Origin of the sequence: uncultured Croceicoccus sp., from assembly GCF_947496385.1 — a bacterium.
In the GTDB taxonomy this organism is placed as follows: Bacteria; Pseudomonadota; Alphaproteobacteria; order Sphingomonadales; family Sphingomonadaceae; genus Croceicoccus.
On record NZ_CANMCP010000003.1, the window covers coordinates 172,166 to 191,792 of the forward strand.

Genomic DNA, 19,627 nt, shown 5'->3' on the forward strand with positions numbered 1-19,627 from the left:
AAATCCGCCCGGCATCAATCCGCTATGTCGAAATGGCGCCAACCGCGAGATCGCCCGGACCGTAGAGATAATCGGGATCGTATCGCGCGATGCTGCGCAGCTGCGCATGATCGAGCACGTTCACGCGCCCCCGGCGAATATCGACGACACCGCCGGCACGCAATTTCTGCACCATGCGGTTCATGTGGATCGCGGTCGTGCCGCACGCATCGGCAAGGTCGATCTGTGTCATGGGAAAGTCGAAACCCTGCGCATCGCCCAGCCCGACCAGCCGCAGCCGCTCCCATATCTCGGACAGGAGATGGGCGAGCCGGCCATCGGCGGGCAATTGCTCCATCTTCATGATCCACGCCCGGTGGATCGAGGCATCGAGCAGCGTCGAAAACCACATCAGCCGCGTCAGATGCAGATCGCCGCGCAACGTGTGGTTGAGCCGTTCATGATCGACGAAGGACACGCGCACCGGCCCCACCGCGACGAGATCGTGGTCCAGCCGTTTGAGCGCATAACCATGCAGGTCGATGAAGTCGCCGGGCACCTGGATCCCGACGATATGGCGGCGGTCCCGTTCGACGACGGCCCGAATGACATAGCCGTCCACGAGGATCGTCGACCTGTTCACCAGCTCTCCGCGCCGGGACAGCACATGGCCATCGTCGAAACGCTCGACAGTATCGAACATCGCCTCGGTCGCGTCCGCCTCGTGCCGTGACATGGCGTGACGCAGCCTGCCCTTCAGAAATCGTCCCGTTACCGGATAGTCGGTGTCTGCCGCCTTCTTCACTGATCCCCCTTCCGCTTCTTGCCCCGTCGGCATCGCGCAGCTTTCGCTATGTGAGGCGACAGATTATGGCAAGCCGGTCAACGCGCCTACCCCTCGCCCAGCGGGAGAAGCGCGCGGTAGCGCCCCTGAAAGAAGAGCAGCGGCTCGCTTTCCTTTTCGAGCGCGAGTTCGCGCACCCGCCCCACGACAAAGACGTGATCCCCGGCGGGGTGCACCGCCTCGATGTCGCAATCGACGAAGGCCAGGCAATCGTCGAGAATGGGCGAGCCATTGTCCGACATGCGATAGCCGACCCCGGCGAAACGGTCCGCCACGGGCCGGGTGAACCGGGTGCACAGGTCCATCTGATCCTGCGTGAGCACGTTGGCGCAGAACTTGCCCGCGTCGCGGATCCGCGGCCACGTGCTGCTGCTCGTCGCGGGGAGGAACGCGACCAGCGGCGGATCGAGCGACACCGACAGGAACGAGCCCACGGTCATGCCGACGGGCCCGTCGCCATCGTCGGCGCCGGGCGCGGTGATCACCGTGACCGCGGTGCTGCAATGGCCCAGCACCTTGCGGAAGAAATCGGAATTTTCGGGATGCTCGCTCATCAATACCCCATCAGTGACAAGACTTCCTTGCGGCTGCGATCATCGTCGCGGAACACGCCCATCATGCGGCTCGTGGTCATGCCGACGCCCGGCGTGCGCACCCCCCGCGCGGTCATGCAGGCATGGCTCGCCTCGATCACCACGGCGACGCCATGCGGCTTCAGATGGTCCCAGATGCATTCGGCGACCTCGGCGGTGAGCCGTTCCTGAATCTGCAACCGGCGGGCAAACCCGTGCAGCACGCGGGCGAGCTTGGAAATGCCGACGACATGATCGCGCGGGAGATAGGCGATATGCGCCTTGCCGATGATCGGCGCCATGTGGTGTTCGCAATGCGACTGAAACGGAATATCGCGGAGCAGGACGACCTCGTCATAACCGCCCACCTCCTCGAATATGCGGGACAGGTGGATCGACGGATCCTCCCTGTATCCCTGGCAATATTCGAGCCAGGCGCGCGCGACCCGTTTCGGCGTGTCGAGCAAACCCTCGCGCTCCGGATCGTCGCCGGTCCAGCGGATCAGCGTGCGGATCGCGTCCTGCACCTCGTCCGGGACATCGGGCTTGCCGAGCGGATTGTCTTCATCCGGTCCGACGAGGCTGCTCATGGGTCGTTCTCCTGTTTGCCGATCCGGGGTCTAGGGTATGGGCCGGGACAAATCCAGCGCCCGCTCACCCGCCGGGGTGATAGAAATCATAGATGGTGCGCGCGACCTGCTCCGAAACGCCGGGCACCCGCGCCAGATCGTCGAGCGATGCGGCCCGCACCTTTCCCGCCGTCCCGAAATGGAGCAGCAGCGCCCGCTTGCGCGCCGGGCCGATGCCGGGAATTTCGTCGAGCGGGCTGGCGCTGATGGCGCGGCTGCGTTTGGCGCGATGGGCGCCGATCGCGAAACGGTGCACCTCGTCGCGCAGGCGCTGAAGATAGAACAGCACCGGCGAATTGGTGGGCAGCATCTTTTCCCGCCCGTCGGGGAAATGAAACACCTCGCGCCCCTCGCGCCCGTGATGCGGCCCCTTGGCGATGCCGACGACGGCGACATCCTCGATGCCCAACTCCTCCAGCGTGTCCATCACGCTCGACAACTGCCCCTTGCCGCCATCGACCAGCACGAGATCGGGCCATGCCGCATCCTGCTTGCCCAGCGTTTCGCGGTCGGGATCGTCCTTGAGCGCGCGGGCGAAGCGGCGGTTCATCACCTCGCGCATCATGCCGAAATCGTCGTTCGTCTGCGCGCTCTTGATGTTGAACTTGCGATACTGGTTTTTCAGAAACCCTTCCGGCCCGGCGACGACCATCGCGCCGACCGCGTTCGCGCCCTGAATATGGCTGTTGTCGTAGATCTCGATGCGCGAGGGCACCTCGGCCAGTTCGAGGAACTCGGCCGTTTCGCGCATGATCTTCGCCTGCGTGCTGGTCTCGGCAAGGCGCCGGTCCAGCGCCTCGGTCGCATTGCGCGACGCCTGTTCGAGCAGGCGGCGACGGTCTCCGCGCTGCGGCACCGAAATGCTCACCCTGCGTTCGGCGAGTTCGGACAGCGCATCCTCCAGCAATTCGCGCTCCTCCAGCTCCCGATCGATCAGCACGATGGGCGCGGGTGGCACCTCCTCGTAAAACTGCGCGAGGAAGGCGGCCATCACCGCGTCGGCATCCATGTCGCCGTCGTGCCGGGGAAAGAACGCGCGATGGCCCCAGTTCTGCCCCCCGCGGATGAAGAACGCCTGTATCCCGGTCTGCCCGCCCTTTACCGCCATAGCGAAGACGTCCGCATCGCCGACCCCGTTCGCATTGATGGCCTGGCTGCCCTGGATAAAGGTCGCGGCGCGCAGACGGTCGCGCAGCATGGCGGCCCGTTCGAAGTCGAGATCGGCGGCGGCGCGCGCCATGTCGGCCTCGATCTCCTTTTGCACCGCGCCCGATTTCCCGCCGAGGAAATCCTTCGCCTGCCGGATGAGCGCGTCGTAACCCTCCGCATCGATCCGCCCGACGCAGGGCGCGGAACATCGCTTGATCTGATAGAGCAGGCAGGGCCGGTCGCGCCGGGAAAAAAAGCTGTCGGTACACGACCGCAGCAGGAACAGTTTCTGCAGCGCGTTGATCGTGGTGTTGACCGATCCGGCGCTGGCGAACGGGCCGTAATAGCTGCCCTTGGCCCGGCGCGCGCCGCGATGTTTCATGATGCGCGGAAAATCGTGATCGCTGCGCAGCAGGATGAACGGAAAGCTTTTGTCGTCGCGCAGCAACACGTTGTAGGGCGGGCGAAACCGCTTGATGAGCTGCGCCTCGAGCAGGAGCGCCTCGGCCTCCGAATTGGTTGTGACGATCTCCATCCCGCGGGTCTGGCTGACCATGCGGCGCAGGCGGTTCGACAGCCGTTCGACCTGCGTATAATTGGCGACCCGGTTTTTCAGCGCGCGGGCCTTGCCGACATAGAGCACCTCGCCCTTTGCATCGAGCATGCGATACACGCCGGGCTTGGGCTTCAACGTGCGCTGCACCTCGCGGATGGCGGCCACGCCGGCGGCGATGTCGGTGCCGCCACCCGACCCGCGCACGGTATGGGTCGCCTTCTCCTCGAGAAAGCGGTCCGACGATGCGTTTGCAGGCGGGGCGGCGGGGGTCTTGGCCATGGCGGAGGAGATAGGGGCGCAAGGGCCGGAATGGAACCGCCCTCGCGCCTCCCATTGCGTGATCAGAACTGCTTGCGGAAATCGATCTCGAAAAACGTGCCGGCGGGGTCGAGGAAATCAGGCAGGTAATTGACCGGAACCGCGCCGGTCGCATCGGTCACGCGTTGCTGTGCGTCGAAGATATTGTCGATGCGCAGCGAAACCCGGCTGTTGTCGAGGAAGCCCCATTTTTCGACCAGGCTGTCCTGTTGCCCCAGATCGACGAAGATCCGCGCATCGAACCGGATGATCGGATCGAAGGTCAGCGTGGTGTCCCGGCCCGTGAGCGTGCCGTCGATCGCGCTTTTGCCCACGTAATCGCCCGAAAGCCGCAGGCCGATGCCCTCGTAAAAAATGCCGCCGTTCATCTCGAACTGGTGCCGCGCGGTCGGATTGCCCGAAAGCGCCGCCCCGTCGAGCAGGTCCAGCCTTGGCCCGTTGTCGGAGACCAGCACGTCCTGCTGAAACCGGATCGTGTGGTAGAACCCCAGCTGCCAGCGTCCGCCGCCTTCGTTCCGTCCGAACCCCGGCCCGCCGCCGCGCCCGCCCTTTTGCGCGCCGTCCTTGTCGCGCGCGGCGATCCGGTCGGACAGGTCGAAGCCATAACGCAGGCTGCGTCCGTTCTGCTCGGCAAAGGTCACGGGGCGCTGGTCTATGGCGACGAGATTGCCCGCGCCATCACGAATGACGCGGCCCGGAAACGCCGCCTCGGTCGCGGGGGTGAGTATGGGAAAGGCGCTGGACACGTTCTTGCTCGTCTCGTCGAAATATTCGGCGATGACGCGCGACCGGTCGAGGAAGGGCAGGTCGTAATTCGCCCCGAATTTCCAGTCGCCCTGCCGCTCGGCGACGAGGTCGGGATTGCCCCCCGAAATCAGGTTGGCCAGCACCGTCTGCCCGCTCGCGAAATCGAACACCGTGGCACCCACGGTCACGATCCGCGGCGCGCCGAGCTGCGACAGCGAAGGCGCCGCCTCCCTATAGTTGAAGCTCGCATTGAGGCCCAGCCGCTCCGTCACGCCCCAGTTGACGCCCGCGCTCCCCGAATAGAGCATGCCGAAGTCGGAAAGATGCCGTGCCCCGCCCGACAGGTCGAGCGTGATGTCGCCCACCGCGTCGAGGAAGCCTGCGCGCCGGCTGGTGATCGGAATGCCGAGCGTCACGCCCGCATTGGCGTCGCCCCGCGTCAGGTCGGATGCGCTGGCCGGGTTGCGCGTGTTGCGCCCCACGACATTCTGCCAGTCGTAACCGGCGGTCAGCGTCATGGTCATTTCCCCGCCCGGCAATTCGGCGGGGCGGCCGACGAGGGTCACGAGGCTGGTCGCATTCTCGCCATTGGTGCGGGACAGCTCGCTGCCGCCGGGGCGGATCAGCCCGGCGGCCAAAAGATCGCCGACCGGCGCACCGATCGCCACGGCGCCGGCCTGCGCGGCGGCGGCCAGCGCGGCGGTATCGGCGCCGACATCGCTGCGCGTGCGGTTTTCCGAATGGGTCCATTTCCCCGTCGCGGTCAGGTCCCAGTCGCCGAGGCGCGTGCTGAACGCAGTGCCGAGTTCGAAACCATTGCTCTGCACGTCGCGGACCCGCGCGCCATAGCCCAGCGCCGCGGAATAAAGCGCGCGATAGGCGCTCGCCCCGTCCGGCGCGGTGAGCGTCACCGTGTCCAGCCCGGCGAGCGCCACGCTGTCCGACCGCGTGATCGCCCCGTTGAACGAAAGCGAACCGCCGCCGCCATCCTCGCCCAGCCCGGTGGACCAGTTGCCGTTGAGCGCGAAATCGCGCGTATCGGCAACGAGGCTGCGGAACCGGGCAGGGTTCGCATCATCGCCGAACACGGGCATGGGCGCGGAGGATACGCCCCGCTCCGCCTCGGTCAGCCCGCTGCTGTCTTCGAGTTCGAGCGCGATATTGAGCCTGTTCCGCCCGCTGATCTGCGCGAGGCTGACCTCCTGTTCGTTGGTCGCGTAGCCGCCGTCTATCGGCTGCCCATATTCGACCTCTGCGGTCAGGGCCGAAAAATTGTCCTTGAGGATGAAGTTCACGACCCGCTGCGTCGCGGGATAGCCGAAGCGCAGCGCGACTTCCTCCGGCAATACCTCGACCCGCGCGATCGCCTCGGGCGGGTAGTTGAACAATTCGCGATAGCTCGACACGCGCTGTCCGTTGAGGAGAAAGACCGGCCTGCCGCCGCCGCGTCCGCTTCCCGATCCGACCTGCGGGGCGAGCTGCTCGACCAGCTCGGCGATGGACCCGGCGCCGAAACCGGCGATCTCCTCCTCGTCGAGCACGGCCACGGGCGCTTGCGGCGCATCGACCGAACCGCGAAGGCGCGGGGCGATCACCACGATCTCGTCGAGCGTGACGGGCTCGCCCTCAACGCCGTTTTCGCCCGGCTGCGCATCGCTGCCGTTCTGCGCCAGGGCGGGGCTGCTGCATGCGATGACGGCGATGGCCGCGCTCGCGCCGAAGGTCGGACGAATGATCATGGGTGTGCGATAGAAGACCGCCCCTGCGCGAGATAGTCACGGGTGGTATTAATTTGTCGCAGTGCGGCATGGCACCACCAAACGGGCGTAATCGCTTGAATTTGCCCATGGCGCTTCCCATTTCGGCGCGGCGACGCTATGGGCGCGCATCGTTCCGGTTTCGGCCGGACGAACGAATTCATCGAACAGCAGCGGAAAGGAAGGGCGCACGAAGCCCGCACATGGCCAAAGAAGAACTCCTCGAAATGCGTGGCACGGTCGTCGAACTGCTGCCCAATGCAATGTTCCGGGTGAAGCTTGAGAACGATCACGAGATTCTCGGCCACACCGCGGGCAAGATGCGCAAGAACCGGATTCGCGTTCTCGTCGGTGACGAGGTTCTCGTCGAACTGACGCCCTATGACCTGACGAAGGGCCGCATCACCTATCGCTTCATGCCGGGTCGTGGCGGTCCGGGGCCGAGCTGAACCGCTCCGCGCGCACCTGTAACGTCTCCGCGCCTGAACCGATGTCCGCGCCCGAACTGATCCTCGCCTCGGCCAGCCCGCGCCGGGCCGAACTGCTGTCGCGCCTGGGCCTCGCGCCGGCCCGCATCGCGCCCGCCGACATCGACGAAACGCCTCGCGATGGCGAGCTTCCCCGCGCCTATGCCCGCCGCATGGCCCGCGAAAAGGCCGAAGCCGTCCGCGACGATAGCGGTCATGTCCTGGCCGGCGACACGGTCGTTGCGCTGGGCCGCCGCATCCTGCCCAAGGCGGAGGACGCGGATACCGCGCGCGCCTGTCTCACGCTCATGTCCGGACGCCGGCACAGCGTGCTTTCCGCGATTGCCCTGCGCGCGCCGGACGGCACGATCCGCGAACGGTTGAGCGAGACCATCGTGCGTTTCAAGGTGCTCTCCCACGAGGAGATCGCCGCCTATATCGCCAGCGGCGAATGGGACAGAAAGGCCGGCGGCTACGCGCTGCAGGGCATGGCCGAGGCGCTGGTCCAGTGGATCCGGGGCAGCCATTCGGGCGTGGTCGGCCTCCCCCTCTACGAAACGCGCGCATTGCTGAAATCCGCAGGCTTCGCCATTGGCTGACTGGCGCGTCGAGGATGGCATCGCGGAGGAACGCGCGGCCTGTATCGAGAATGACGCCATTGTCGCTGCGCGCATCCGCTGGCCGGGCGAGCTGGCGGCGGGCGCGGTCGTCGCGGCCCGGCTGGTGGCGCGGCACACAGGCGCTGCGCGGGGGACGGCGCGGCTCGCCGACGGGACCGAGGTGCTGGTATCGCGCCTTCCCCGCGACGCGAGCGAGGGGGCCGAGATCACGCTCGACATCACGCGCGCCGCGATTGGCGAGCCGGGCCGCGTGAAACGCGCGCAGGCCCGCCCGACCGACGCCGCTTTGCGCAGCGCACCGACATTGTTCGACATGCTGCGCGAAGAAGGGCACGATCCGGTGCGCGTGCGAAGCTTTCCCGGCGGCGAATGGGACGCGTTGATGGCCGAGGCGTTCGAGCGGCGCCTCGATTTCACCGGCGGCGCGATCGTCCTGTCTCCGACGCCCGCCATGACCTTGATCGACATCGACGGCACCCTGCCGCCGCGCGCGTTATCGCTCGCCGCCGTGCCGGCCATCGCGGCGGCTCTGCGCCGATTCGACATGGGCGGATCGGTCGGCATCGACTTTCCCACGCTGCCGGACAAGGCGGACCGCCGCGCGGTCGATGACGCGCTGGCCCATGCCCTTGCCGGGTTCGCGCACGAACGCACGGCGATGAACGGCTTCGGCTTCGTACAGATCGTTTCGCGCAACGGCGGCCCGTCGATCCTGCACCGCGTGGCCCATCGCCGCATGGCCGCCGCCGCGCGCCATTTGCTCCGCCGCGCCGAACGGGTCGCGGGGGCGGGCCCCATCTTGATCACTGCCCATCCTGCGCTTGCCCCGCATCTGTCGGAGGAGCGAATCGCCGAGCTTTCCCGCCGGACGGGCCGCGCAACCCGGATCACGACCGATCCTGCCCTTGCGCCCGAGGCCGGTTTCGCCCAAGCGGTGGAGGCATGACCACCCTTCGCAAATGCCCGATCTGCGCCAAGCCGCGCCATGCGGACCATGCGCCCTTCTGTTCATCGCGCTGCCGGGACCGCGACCTCGCGAACTGGCTCGGCGATGGTTACGCCATTCCCGGCCCGCCAGCCGACGTGCCGGTGCACGATCCCGACGAGGATGGTTAGAGCGCGCATAAAAAACCATGCGATTGGGGCTGGACACGCAGGCCAGCTTTGGCCATAGGCGGCGCTCCCGTCGCGGATGGTTCTTCGGACCGGTCGCGAACGCGGTGACGCTGTCACGACGGCGATGCCCGAGTAGCTCAGTTGGTAGAGCATACGACTGAAAATCGTAGTGTCGGTGGTTCGATCCCGCCCTCGGGCACCATTTCCCGGTGTCTCCTTACCATCTTCAATTCCCGCAAATCGCGTTGACATGACCGCCCGCGCGCCGCATGGCCGCGGCAAGACGGTGCTGCGGACGTGAAAGCGTCCGGAGCTAAGAGGGAAGCCGGTGCGATGCCGGCGCTGTGCCCGCAACTGTATGCCGGGAGCCTGGAACCACATGTCACTGGCCGCCTGCCTTTCGGGGCAGAACGCCGGGAAGGCGGTTCCCAAAGGCGATGATCGGCAAGCCAGGAAACCTGCCGTCGCGTCGTTCGTCCGGGGCCGGGTTCAGCCATTGGGACAGGAAAAGCGTTTTTTCCGCAGAAGCGACAGCCAGGCCGGTTTTTCGGTGCCGGCGATTCGCCCATGGATCGCCGGCATGGCCATATGTCGATGTCAGGCCATGCGGGTGCCGGAACCGTCGCATGGCGGGGATTTGAACGCTCGCCATGCACCGCACCCCTCCCATCCGCACCGCGCGCCGCCATGTCGCCGCCCGCTTGCCCGCGGGCGCCTTTGCGGCAACCCACCGTGACCGCGTGACGGGGCGCACGGACTGCGCCAACATGCGGTATCGCCGATGATCGCGTTTCGCGCCATTTGCGCTTCGTTGCTGGCGGTGCCGCTGTTCGCCTGCGCCCCGGCGGAGCGGCACGCGCAAGCCCCGATGGCGCATGCGGAGGCGCCCCGGCGGATCGTCAGCCTCGATTATTGTGCCGATCAATATGTCCTGCGCTTTGCGGAGCGGGCCGACATACTCGCACTTTCGCCCGATGCCGGGGAACGGTTTTCCTATATGCGAGAAGAAGCCGCGGGCATTCCCACCGTGCGGCCGCGCACGGCGGACGTGCTGGCGCTGCGGCCCGATCTGGTCGTGCGGTCCTATGGCGGCGGGCCGGCGGTCGGGGCCTTCATGGAAACGGCCGGCGTGCCGGTGGTGCAGATCGGCTTTCCCGAAACGCTCGCCGATGTGCGGGAGGAGGTCGTGCGGATTGGCGGCGCCCTCGGCAACGGTAGAGAGGCCCGCGCCGTGGCCGCCGCGATGGACCGGCGGCTCGCGGCTGTGGCGGAGCAGGGCGGAGCGGACCGCGCCACGCTGTACATGACCCCGGCGGGCGTGACCGCGGGCGAAGGCACGCTGGTCCATGAAATGATGCGGGCCGCGGGGCTTTCGAATTTTCAGGATCGGCCCGGCTGGAACCCGATCCCGCTCGAGCGGCTCGCCTACGACCGGCCCGCTCTCATCGCGGCGGCGTTTTTCGAAAGCGCGACGAACCATGTCGACAGCTGGAGCGCGGCGCGCCACCCGGTCGCGCAGGCGCAATTGCGCGAATTGCCGGTCGTCCCGCTCGACGGGGCGTGGACGTCGTGCGGCGGATGGTTCCTGATCGACGCGGTCGAGGCGCTGGCCCGCGCCGAAAGGGCATCGCGATGAGCCGCGTTTCCGGCGTTCTCGCGCTCATGCTGGCGGGTGCGCTGCTGCTTTCGCTGCTGCTGGGCTCGGTGGACCTGCCGCTTTCGCGCGTTCTCGCAGCGCTTGCCGGGGAAGGTCCGGCGGGCGACAGGCTGGTGGTGTGGCAGATCCGGCTGCCGCGCGCGCTGGCCGCCGCGATGGTCGGTGCGGCGCTCGGCATGAGCGGCGCCGCGCTGCAGGGTCTGTTGCGCAATCCGCTGGCCGAGCCGGGCATTCTCGGCGTGTCGGCGACGGCGGCGCTTTTTGCGACCTTCGTGCTGTATTTCGGGCTGGCGACGGCGGGGCCGCTCGTGCTGCCGCTCGCGGCGGTGGGCGGGGCGCTGCTCGCGACGATGGTCGTGGCGGCGGCGGCAATCGTCACGCGTTCGGTCGTGACGCTCATCCTCATCGGGGTCGGATTGTCCAGCTTTTCGGCGGCGGTCATGGCATTGTTGATGAATCTCGCGCCCAATCCGTTCAGCCTTGCCGACATGGTGAACTGGATGCTGGGCACGGTCGACAACCGCAGCCTTGCCGACCTTGCGTTTGCCGCGCCGTTCATGGCTCTCGGTGCGGCCATATTGATGGTGTCGCGGCGGGGTCTGGCCGCGCTTGCCTTGGGCGACGAGGCGGCAGAGGGGCTCGGTCTCGACCTCGGGCGGCAACGTCTCTGCGTGATTCTGGGCGCGGGGCTGGCCACCGGGGCGGCGGTGGCGCTGGCGGGGGCGATCGGGTTCGTGGGGATCGTGGCGCCGCATCTCGTGCGGCCGTTCCTGCGCTATGATCCGGCGCGATTGCTCGTGCCCTCGGCGCTGCTCGGCGCGGTGATGCTGGTGATTGCGGATATTGGCGTGCGCGTGCTTCCCACCGATGCGGAGCTGAAGCTGGGCGTGGTCGCCTCGCTCTTTGGCGCGCCGGTGTTCGTGTGGATCGCGGCGCGCAGGCGGCTGGCATGACGCTCCTTCGGGCAGATGGGCTGCGCTACCTTGCGGGCGACAGGCCGCTGGTGAAGGATGCGAGCTTCGCATTGGAGCCCGGCACGCTCAGCGTGCTGATCGGGCCGAACGGTTCGGGAAAATCGACGCTGCTGCGCCTCGCGCTCGGCCTGCTCAAGCCAGATGGCGGGGAAGCGACGATCGGCGGCACGCCGGTCGCGACGCTGTCGCCGATGGCGCGGGCGCGCCGCATCGCCTATCTCCCGCAGGCCCGACCGCTGGTCTGGCCGCAGCCTGTAGGCGATATCGTGGCACTGGGCCGGTTCGCCTATGGCGCGGCGCCGGGGCGCTTGTCGCAAGAGGACCGCGCCGCGGTGGCGCGTGCGCTCGCCGCCTTCCATCTCCAAGGGTTCGAGGAGCGCGCCGCCGACACGCTTTCGGGTGGGGAGCTGGCGCGTGCCCACCTCGCCCGTGCGCTGGCGGCGGAAACCCCGCTCATCGTCGCGGACGAACCTGTCGCCGCGCTCGACCCCCGGCATCAGCATCAGACGATGCAGCTGTTCCGCGACATGGCGCGCGCGGGGCGGGCGGTGCTCACCGTGGTGCACGATCTCGACCTTGCGCTGCGCTATGCCGACCGGCTGCTGTGGATGAGCGAGGGATGCCTCGTCGCCGATGGCAGCCCGCACGCCACGGTTTCGGCCAGCCGCCTGCGCGAGGTTTTCCGCATCGACGCCGCGGTCGTGGAAGCGGGGGATCGCACGCTGCGGCTCGACATCGCGGGACCATCGTGATCCGCCGTCGCGGCGATCTTTCCTTGGCCTCGGCGGCCGCGATCCCTATTCGCCGTGCATGGACACGATAATTTCCGGTCGCCCGAACAATTTCTGCGCGGCATGCTCGGTGCGCAACCGGGCGATCTGCGCCGATCTCGACGATGAGGAGATCCGTCTGCTCAACACCATCGGGCGGCAGCGCACGCTCGCTGTGGGAGAGGCGCTGTTGTGGGAAGGCGACGATGCGGTCCTCGTCGCGAACGTGATCGATGGCGTGCTGAAACTGTCGACGCAGACGGCGGAGGGCAAGGAGCAGATTCTCGGCCTTGCCTATGCGTCCGATTTCCTGGGCCGGCCATTCGGGCAGAGCACGCCCTATGACGTGGAGGCGCTCACCCCCGTGCAGGTCTGCGTGTTTCAGCGCGCGAATTTCGACCGTTTCGCGCGGGACCATCCCCGGCTGGAGCACAGGCTGCTCGAACGCACGCTGACCGAGCTTGACCGCACACGCCGCTGGATGATGCTGCTGGGCCGCATGAACGCGGAGCAGAAGCTGGCGAGCTTTTTGATCGAGACGGCAGAGCGGATTGCGCCCGAACCCGGCGACGATGCGCCCGGCGCGGAGCCTGTCACCATCGCGCTTCCCCTCTCCCGGCAACAGATCGCCGACGTGCTCGGCCTCACCATCGAGACGGTCAGCCGCCAGTTCACCCGCATGAAGAACGAAGGTTTGATCGCCATTCCCTCCCGGCGCGAAATCGCGATCCTCGACCGGGAGGCGCTCGCCATCCGCGCGGGATAGGACCGCATCCCGCCAATCCGCCCCCTTCAACGACACGACGCCGTTCAACTCACGAGGTTTTCACCATGGCCCAATGGCAATTCTGGATCGACCGGGGCGGCACGTTCACGGATATCGTCGCGCGCGATCCCAATGGCGCGCTGCACACGACAAAGGTGCTGAGCGACAATCCGGAGCATTATCGCGACGCAGCCACGGCCGGCATTCGCAAGATCCTCGGCCTCCCCTTCGATGCCGCATTGCCGGTCGAGCGAATCGCGGCCGTGCGCATGGGTACGACGGTGGCGACCAATGCCCTGCTCGAACGCAAGGGCGCGCGCACGCTGCTTATCCTCGACGAAGGGTTCGGCGACCTCCTGCGCATCGGGCATCAGGCGCGGCCCGACCTCTTCGCGCTGGCCATCGAAAAACCCGCCCCGCTTTACGAAGCGGTGGAGGAGGTGGCGGGCCGCGTCGATGCCGATGGCGCGGCGCTCTCCCGGCTTGACGAGGACGCCTTGCGGCAAAGGCTCGCCCATCACCGGGCAGAGGGGCTGGAGGCGGTGGCCATCGTGCTCGCCCATGCGTGGAAATATCCCGAAACCGAACGCCGCATCGCCGCGCTCGCCGCGGAAGCAGGCTTTGCGCAGGTGTCGGCGAGCCATGCGGTATCCGCGCTGATCGGACTGGTCGCGCGGGGACAGACCAGCGTGGTCGATGCGTATCTGTCGCCCGTGCTGCGCGATTACGTGGGCCGGGTGGAGAGCGAGCTTGGCGATACGCCGCTCGCCTTCATGCGGTCGGACGGGGGGACGGCGGCCGCGGCGGATTTTCAGGGCAAGGATGCGATCCTCTCCGGCCCGGCGGGCGGGGTCGTGGGCGCGGCCCGCACCGCCGCCGCCATTGGCGAGGACCGCATCATCGGCTTCGACATGGGCGGCACATCGACCGACGTTGCGCTTTACGCCGGCGAATTCGAGCGCGCCTACGATACCGAGATCGCGGGCGTCGCGATGCGCGTGCCGATGATGGACATCGAAACCATCGCGGCGGGCGGCGGCTCCATCCTAGCTTATGACGGGGCGCGCTTTACCGTGGGGCCGGACAGCGCGGGCGCGAACCCCGGCCCGGCCTGCTATCGCCGGGGCGGTCCGCTCACCATCACCGATGCCAATGCGATGTGCGGCAAGTTGCGGCCCGAATATTTCCCGGCGATCTTCGGCCCCGACGGCGACGAACCGCTCGACATTGCTGCCGCAGCCGCAAAGTTCGAGGCTTTGCGTGACGACATCGCCGATGGCCGCAGCGCGCACGAGGTCGCCGAGGGGTTCCTGCGCATCGCGGCGGCCAACATGGCGGCCACGATCAAGCGGGTTGCGCTCGAACGCGGGCACGATGCCACCGAATTCACCATGAACTGTTTTGGCGGCGCGGGCGGGCAGCACGCCTGCATGGTGGCGGACGCACTGGGTATGGAGCGCATCTTGATCCACCCGTTCGCGGGCGTTCTGTCCGCCTATGGCATCGGGCTGGCCGATCGGACGGCGGCGCGCGAAACCACGCTCGAAATCCCGTTCTCGGACGACAGGCGCGGCGAGATCGACGCCGCCGCCGACCGGCTGGAGCATGATATCCGCGGCGAGCTGGGCCATGACGCTGCGGTGACGGTCACGCGCACGCTGCGCCTCCGATACGAGGGCAGCGATACCGGCCTGCCCGTGGCGATGGCGGGTCGCGATGCGATGCAGGCAGAGTTCGAAAGGCTGCACCGTGCGCGCTTCGGTTTCTGCACCCCCGAACGCACGATCGTCGCCGCCGACCTCATGGTGGAGGGCAAAATGCCCGGCCCCGACCTGCCCCGCCCGGCACAGGCGCCGAGTGAAACGGGCACGGAATCGCACCGGCCCGAACCGGTGGACGCGGTCGAGATTTTCACCGATGGCGCCATGCACCGCGCATCGGTCCACGACCGCGATCACCTCACCCCCGGCCACCGCATGACGGGGCCGGCGCTGATCCGCGAAAGCACGTCCACCACCATGGTCGAACCCGGCTGGCAGGCCGATGTGCTGCCCGGCGGCGAGATCTTGATGACGCGCGCCGTGCCGGTGGAGCGCGCGCGGCCCCGCACCGACCGGGCCGATCCGGTCATGCTGGAACTGTTCAACAACCTGTTCACCAGCGTGCCGGAACAGATGGGCGCGGTCCTGCGCAACACCTCGACCAGCGTGAATATCAAGGAACGGCTCGATTTCTCCTGCGCCCTGTTCGATGCGACCGGCGCGCTCATCGCCAATGCGCCGCATGTGCCGGTGCATCTGGGCGCGATGGGGGAAAGCGTGCGGAGCGTGCTGCGCGCGCGGGGCGACGATCTTTGCCCCGGCGACAGCATCGTGCTCAACGATCCGTTCAATGGCGGCACCCATCTTCCCGACGTGACCGTGGTGACGCCGGTGTTCGATGGGGATGGGACGACGCTGCGGTGCTTTGTCGCCAATCGCGGGCACCATGCCGATATTGGCGGAACGACGCCCGGATCCACCCCGGCCGATTCCGCCCGCATCGCCGAGGAAGGCGTGCTGATCGACAATTTCCTGATCGTGCGGGGCGATGAATTTCGCGAGGATGCGTTCCGCGACCTGCTCTGCGGGGCGGAGTGGCCGGCACGCGATCCCGATACCAATATCGCCGACATCCGCGCGCAGCTCGCCGCCAATAATGCAGGCGTCGGCGAGATTGCGGCCCTTGCCGAACGCTATGGCTGGGACGTGCTCTCCGCCTATATGGGCTTCGCGATCGCCAATGGGGAGGAGCATATCCGCCGCGTGATCGCCGGGCTCGACGGCGGACGTTTCGAATATGTGATGGACGATGGCGCGAAGCTGTGCGTCTCGGTCGAGATCGATGCCGAAACGCGGGGCGCCCGCGTGGATTTCACCGGCACCGGCGCGCAGCATTCGGGCAATATGAACGCCCCGCGCGCGGTGACGCAGGCGGTCGTGCTCTATGCATTCCGCTGTCTTGCCGGCGGCGATCTTCCGCTGAATGAAGGATGCCTTCGCCCGCTCGACATCGTGATCCCGCACGGCTCCTTCCTGTCGCCCGAACCGGGGGCCGCCGTCGTGGCAGGCAATACCGAGGTCAGCCAGGCGGCATGCAATGCGCTGCTCGGCGCGCTGGGCAAGGCGGCCTGTTCGCAAGGGACGATGAACAATTTCCTGTTCGGCAATGACAGGGTGCAATATTACGAAACGATCTGCGGCGGGGCGGGTGCGGGGCCGGGCTTTGACGGCGCCGATTGCGTCCACACCCACATGACCAACACGCGCATCACCGATCCCGAGATCCTGGAGGTGCGCTACCCCGTCATCCTCGAACGGTTTGCCATGCGCCCCGAATCGGGCGGGACCGGCGAATGGCGCGGCGGGCACGGTGCGATCCGCGCCATCCGCGCGCGCGAGGCGATGGCCGCCACGCTGGTCGGGTCGCGGCGCACGGTGGCGCCCTTCGGCCTCGATGGCGGGGGCGACGGTGCGGTCGGGCGGCAATGGGTGAAGCGTGTGGACGGCAGCACGCAGATGCTCCCCGGCCACGCCCGCGTCGATCTTGCGCCCGGCGACACGATTACCATCGAAACGCCCGGCGGCGGCGGATTCGGGAGCGGCGCGCCCTAACGCAGGAGCCGTTTGACGATCCGGTCGATCATCCGTTCGGACAGGAGGCCGATCGCCGCGCCGACGATCACATCGCTCGCGAAATGGGCCTTTTTCGGGATCTGGACGAGCGCGGCGGTCGCCGCCGCGGTATAGGCGACGCCTGCCCCGCCCGGATATTCGCGGGTCACGGCGCGCGCCACCGCCACCGCGCCCGCCGTATGGCCGGACGGGAAAGAGCGGTAATCGCCGTCCTTGCTGTGTCCCGGCTTCGCGTCGTGTTCGCCATCCTCGTCGACCTTGCGCGGGCGGGTGCGGTCGACATTGTTCTTCGCCACGGTCTTCAGCCCCGTGGCGAGCGCATGGGACGTCAGCATGCGCAGCCCCGCCCGGGCGAGCCGCGTGTCGCGCGCGGCGATTCCCGCCACCGTCACGGCCAGCGTCGCGGCAACGAGCGGCGGCTGATCGGCCAGCTCGCTCGCCTTGGCCAGCGCGCGGATCGGCCAGAGATCGGCCAAAGGCTCCGCCGCGTCGGCAATCGCAAGGTCCGCACGGGCGATCGGGCCCAGGTCCCCGTCGCGCGCCGCGTTTTCGAAATTGTCATGATGGTCCGTCATCGCCGTGCCTTATCACCGGGCCGCGCCGGCGGATATGCCCTATCCCTATGACCGCCTTATGCAAGATGCGCCGCCGCCCGCGCACTTGGCCTTTTCGGCGGGGGGAAACGCGGCTAAGGCCGGTTGTCCTCACCCCGCGTTGAATGGAAACGACAGGCTCCGTGCTCATCAATCTTGCCGGCATTGCCGCCATCCTGCTCCTGGCCTTTGCGCTGTCGACCGACCGGCGCGGCATCAGCCTTCGCATCACCGCCGCCGCCTTTGCGTTGCAGGCGTTGATGGCGGTGCTCGTCCTGCGCACGACGTGGGGCGCGGCGGTCATCGCGGGCATGTCGCGCGGCGTGTCGCAACTGCTCGGCTATGCGGGCGAGGGTACGGCATTCATCTTCGGCCCGCTCGCCGACCCCGCGATCGGCGGCAACAGCTTTGCCATCGCGGCACTGACGGTCATCATCTTCTTCGCCTCGCTGGTCTCGATCCTCTATTATCTCGGCATCATGCAGGTCGTGATCCGCTGGGTCGGGGGCGCCATCGCGTGGATCACGGGCGTCAGCCGGGTCGAGGCGCTCGGCGCTGCGGCCAATATCTTCGTCGGGCAATCGGAAAGCCCGCTGGTGGTGCGGCCCTATCTCGCCGCTCTGGCGCCGAGCCGGATCTTCACGCTGATGTGCGTGGGCATGGCGGGCGTGGCGGGCACGATCCTCGCCGCCTATGCCGGTTTGCTGGGGGAGGAGTATCTTCCCTTCCTGCTCGCCGCGGCGTTCATGTCGGCGCCGGGCGGTATCCTCATGGCCAAGATCATCATGCCCGACGAACGCGTCGCATCGGCCGCGGCGGAAGGCTATCCCGACCTTCCCGCCAACCGGGTCAGCGGCGAAGGCCCCGCCGCGCTCCTGCCCGAGGATCGCAGCCTGCGCGATGCCGAAATCGCCGAAGCCGCCCATGACGAGGAAAAGCCCGCCAATGTCATCATGGCCGCGGCACAGGGTGCGCAGACCGGCGTGAAGCTTGCCGTGGCGGTCGGCGCGATGGTGCTCGCCTTCGTGGCGCTCGTCGCGCTGGCCAACGGGATATTGAGCAGCCTCGGCGATCTCGTCGGGCTGGAGGGGCTTAGTTTTCAGCGCATCATCGGCTATGTCTTTGCGCCCTTCATGTATCTCCTCGGCATTCCGTGGGACGAGGCGCGCATCGCCGGCGGCCTGTTCGGGACAAAGATCGTATTGAACGAATTCGTCGCCTTCATCGACCTCGGCAATCTGGGACCGGCGGCGCTGTCGGAACGCAGCCGCGCCATCGTCACCTTCTCGCTGTGCGGCTTTGCCAATTTCTCCTCCATCGCGATCCAGATGGCGGTGACGGGCGGGCTCGCCCCGAATCAGCGCCCGGTGATCGCGCGGCTCGGCCTGCGCGCGCTGGCGGCGGGCTCGCTGGCCAATCTGATGAGCGCGGCGCTGGCCGGGCTGCTCCTTCCATACTGACGGGTTTTGTCATGAACGATCTTTCGACCATCGCCACCGCCTCGCTCAACGAACCGGCGGAGCAGCTTGCGCAGAAGCTGGGGCAGAGTTTCGCCCAATACGGGTTCGCCATCGTCACCGACCACGGCATCGATCAGGCGCTCATCACCCGCGCCGAGGAGGCGAGCCGCGCCTTCTTCGCCCTGCCGGAGGATACGAAGCGCGCCTATTTCATCGAAGGCGGCGGCGGGGCGCGCGGCTACACCCCTTTCCGGACGGAACGGGCGAAGGGCGCGTCGATTACCGATCTCAAGGAATTCTGGCACGTGGGGCGCACGTTGCCCGATGGCGATCCGCTCGAGGAATTCATGCCCGCCAATGTGTGGCCGGCGGAAATCGATGAGTTTCGCGACATTTTCGAAACGCTTTACGACGCATTCGAAATCGCCGGGCGCCGGATATTGAGCGCGATCGCGCTGCATCTGGGCCTGCCTGCCGACTGGTTCGATGCGACGGTGGAGCATGGCAATTCGGTCATGCGCCTGCTGCATTATCCGCCCATCGACGATGCGGAGGGGGCGGTACGCGCCGCGCCGCATGGCGACATCAACACGATCACCCTGCTGCTGGGCGCGGAAGAGGCCGGGTTGGAACTGCTGTCGCGTGACGATGAATGGATTCCCGTGTCGCCGCCACCGGGCGCGCTGGCCGTGAATATCGGGGACATGCTGTCGCGCCTCACCAACGACCGCCTGCGCTCCACCATTCACCAGGTGCGCAACCCCGTCGGAGAGGCCGCAGCGCGTTCGCGCTATTCCATGCCGTTCTTCCTGCATTTCAGGCCGGATTTCACGATCCGCACGCTCGAAAACTGCGTGGATGCGCAGCACCCCGAAAAATACGAGCCGATTACCGCGCATGATTTCCTGATGCAGCGTCTGCGCGAGATCAATCTGGCCTGAGGCCGACCCGCCGCAGGATCGGGATCGGGCGAAAGCCG

The 19,627-nt window shown here is 67.4% G+C and carries 17 protein-coding genes, 1 tRNA gene and 1 riboswitch; of the genes, 12 read left to right on the top strand and 6 right to left on the bottom strand.

Going from position 1 to position 19,627, the window contains the following annotated elements:
• Nucleotides 1-22 precede the first annotated feature (22 nt).
• From Q0897_RS06650 to Q0897_RS06670, 5 genes are all read right to left on the bottom strand, one after another.
• Nucleotides 23-784 (bottom strand): Crp/Fnr family transcriptional regulator, encoded by a 762-nt coding sequence (locus Q0897_RS06650; protein WP_299308402.1) that lies wholly within the window; start codon nucleotides 782-784, stop codon nucleotides 23-25.
• 86 nt (nucleotides 785-870) lie between these two features.
• A complete protein-coding gene (locus Q0897_RS06655) occupies nucleotides 871-1,377 on the bottom strand; it encodes a flavin reductase family protein (RefSeq protein WP_202083074.1) in 507 nt (168 codons plus the stop codon).
• Nucleotides 1,377-1,985 (bottom strand): GTP cyclohydrolase I FolE, encoded by a 609-nt coding sequence (folE, locus tag Q0897_RS06660; RefSeq protein WP_202083073.1) that lies wholly within the window; start codon nucleotides 1,983-1,985, stop codon nucleotides 1,377-1,379. Before folE ends, Q0897_RS06655 begins: the two co-directional genes overlap by 1 nt.
• 64 nt (nucleotides 1,986-2,049) lie before the next feature.
• On the bottom strand, nucleotides 2,050-4,008 hold the full coding sequence (gene uvrC, locus Q0897_RS06665; RefSeq protein ID WP_299308403.1) for an excinuclease ABC subunit UvrC: 1,959 nt from the start codon (nucleotides 4,006-4,008) through the stop codon (nucleotides 2,050-2,052).
• A 62-nt stretch (nucleotides 4,009-4,070) separates the two neighbouring features.
• On the bottom strand, nucleotides 4,071-6,533 hold the full coding sequence (locus Q0897_RS06670; protein WP_299308404.1) for a TonB-dependent receptor: 2,463 nt from the start codon (nucleotides 6,531-6,533) through the stop codon (nucleotides 4,071-4,073).
• Nucleotides 6,534-6,754: 221 nt separating this feature from the next.
• On the opposite strand from Q0897_RS06670, the gene infA reads away from it, so the two are divergent.
• The 10 genes from infA to Q0897_RS06720 all read left to right on the top strand — a co-directional run bounded on the left by infA (nucleotide 6,755) and on the right by Q0897_RS06720 (nucleotide 16,574).
• Nucleotides 6,755-7,000 carry a translation initiation factor IF-1 gene (gene infA / locus Q0897_RS06675; RefSeq protein ID WP_202083068.1) on the top strand — a complete coding sequence of 82 codons (246 nt, stop codon included), beginning with the start codon at nucleotides 6,755-6,757 and terminating at the stop codon, nucleotides 6,998-7,000.
• A gap of 41 nt (nucleotides 7,001-7,041) precedes the next feature.
• A complete protein-coding gene (locus tag Q0897_RS06680) occupies nucleotides 7,042-7,617 on the top strand; it encodes a nucleoside triphosphate pyrophosphatase (RefSeq protein WP_299308405.1) in 576 nt (191 codons plus the stop codon).
• On the top strand, nucleotides 7,610-8,584 hold the full coding sequence (locus tag Q0897_RS06685; protein ID WP_299308407.1) for a ribonuclease E/G: 975 nt from the start codon (nucleotides 7,610-7,612) through the stop codon (nucleotides 8,582-8,584). The genes Q0897_RS06680 and Q0897_RS06685 overlap by 8 nt, the downstream gene beginning before the upstream one ends.
• Nucleotides 8,581-8,754, top strand: coding sequence for a DNA gyrase inhibitor YacG (gene yacG, locus Q0897_RS06690; RefSeq protein WP_239804929.1), 174 nt, complete (start codon nucleotides 8,581-8,583; stop codon nucleotides 8,752-8,754). The genes Q0897_RS06685 and yacG overlap by 4 nt, the downstream gene beginning before the upstream one ends.
• A 126-nt stretch (nucleotides 8,755-8,880) precedes the next feature.
• Nucleotides 8,881-8,956, top strand: a tRNA-Phe gene (locus Q0897_RS06695).
• A 65-nt stretch (nucleotides 8,957-9,021) separates the two neighbouring features.
• Nucleotides 9,022-9,235, top strand: a riboswitch (cobalamin riboswitch).
• A 300-nt stretch (nucleotides 9,236-9,535) separates the two neighbouring features.
• The gene (locus Q0897_RS06700) at nucleotides 9,536-10,390 is read left to right on the top strand and encodes an ABC transporter substrate-binding protein (protein WP_299308408.1); all 855 of its coding nucleotides are present in this window, start codon (nucleotides 9,536-9,538) and stop codon (nucleotides 10,388-10,390) included.
• Entirely contained in the window at nucleotides 10,387-11,364 is a 978-nt protein-coding gene (locus Q0897_RS06705) for an iron ABC transporter permease (RefSeq protein ID WP_299308409.1), read from the top strand. The genes Q0897_RS06700 and Q0897_RS06705 overlap by 4 nt, the downstream gene beginning before the upstream one ends.
• Nucleotides 11,361-12,137, top strand: a complete 777-nt coding sequence (locus Q0897_RS06710; protein ID WP_299308410.1) for an ABC transporter ATP-binding protein — start codon at nucleotides 11,361-11,363, stop codon at nucleotides 12,135-12,137. Before Q0897_RS06705 ends, Q0897_RS06710 begins: the two co-directional genes overlap by 4 nt.
• A 58-nt stretch (nucleotides 12,138-12,195) precedes the next feature.
• The gene (locus tag Q0897_RS06715; protein WP_299308411.1) at nucleotides 12,196-12,921 is read left to right on the top strand and encodes a Crp/Fnr family transcriptional regulator; all 726 of its coding nucleotides are present in this window, start codon (nucleotides 12,196-12,198) and stop codon (nucleotides 12,919-12,921) included.
• A gap of 65 nt (nucleotides 12,922-12,986) precedes the next feature.
• A complete protein-coding gene (locus Q0897_RS06720) occupies nucleotides 12,987-16,574 on the top strand; it encodes a hydantoinase B/oxoprolinase family protein (RefSeq protein WP_299308412.1) in 3,588 nt (1,195 codons plus the stop codon).
• Here the strand turns inward: Q0897_RS06720 and Q0897_RS06725 are convergent.
• The gene (locus Q0897_RS06725) at nucleotides 16,571-17,170 is read right to left on the bottom strand and encodes a phosphatase PAP2 family protein (RefSeq protein ID WP_299308413.1); all 600 of its coding nucleotides are present in this window, start codon (nucleotides 17,168-17,170) and stop codon (nucleotides 16,571-16,573) included. The genes Q0897_RS06720 and Q0897_RS06725 overlap by 4 nt on opposite strands.
• Before the next feature lie 143 nt (nucleotides 17,171-17,313).
• On the opposite strand from Q0897_RS06725, the gene Q0897_RS06730 reads away from it, so the two are divergent.
• Nucleotides 17,314-18,648, top strand: coding sequence for a nucleoside transporter C-terminal domain-containing protein (locus Q0897_RS06730; RefSeq protein WP_299308414.1), 1,335 nt, complete (start codon nucleotides 17,314-17,316; stop codon nucleotides 18,646-18,648).
• A gap of 11 nt (nucleotides 18,649-18,659) precedes the next feature.
• Nucleotides 18,660-19,589: a 2-oxoglutarate and iron-dependent oxygenase domain-containing protein gene (locus tag Q0897_RS06735; RefSeq protein WP_299308416.1), complete on the top strand. Its 930-nt coding sequence runs from the start codon at nucleotides 18,660-18,662 to the stop codon at nucleotides 19,587-19,589.
• Nucleotides 19,590-19,627: the final 38 nt, after the last annotated feature.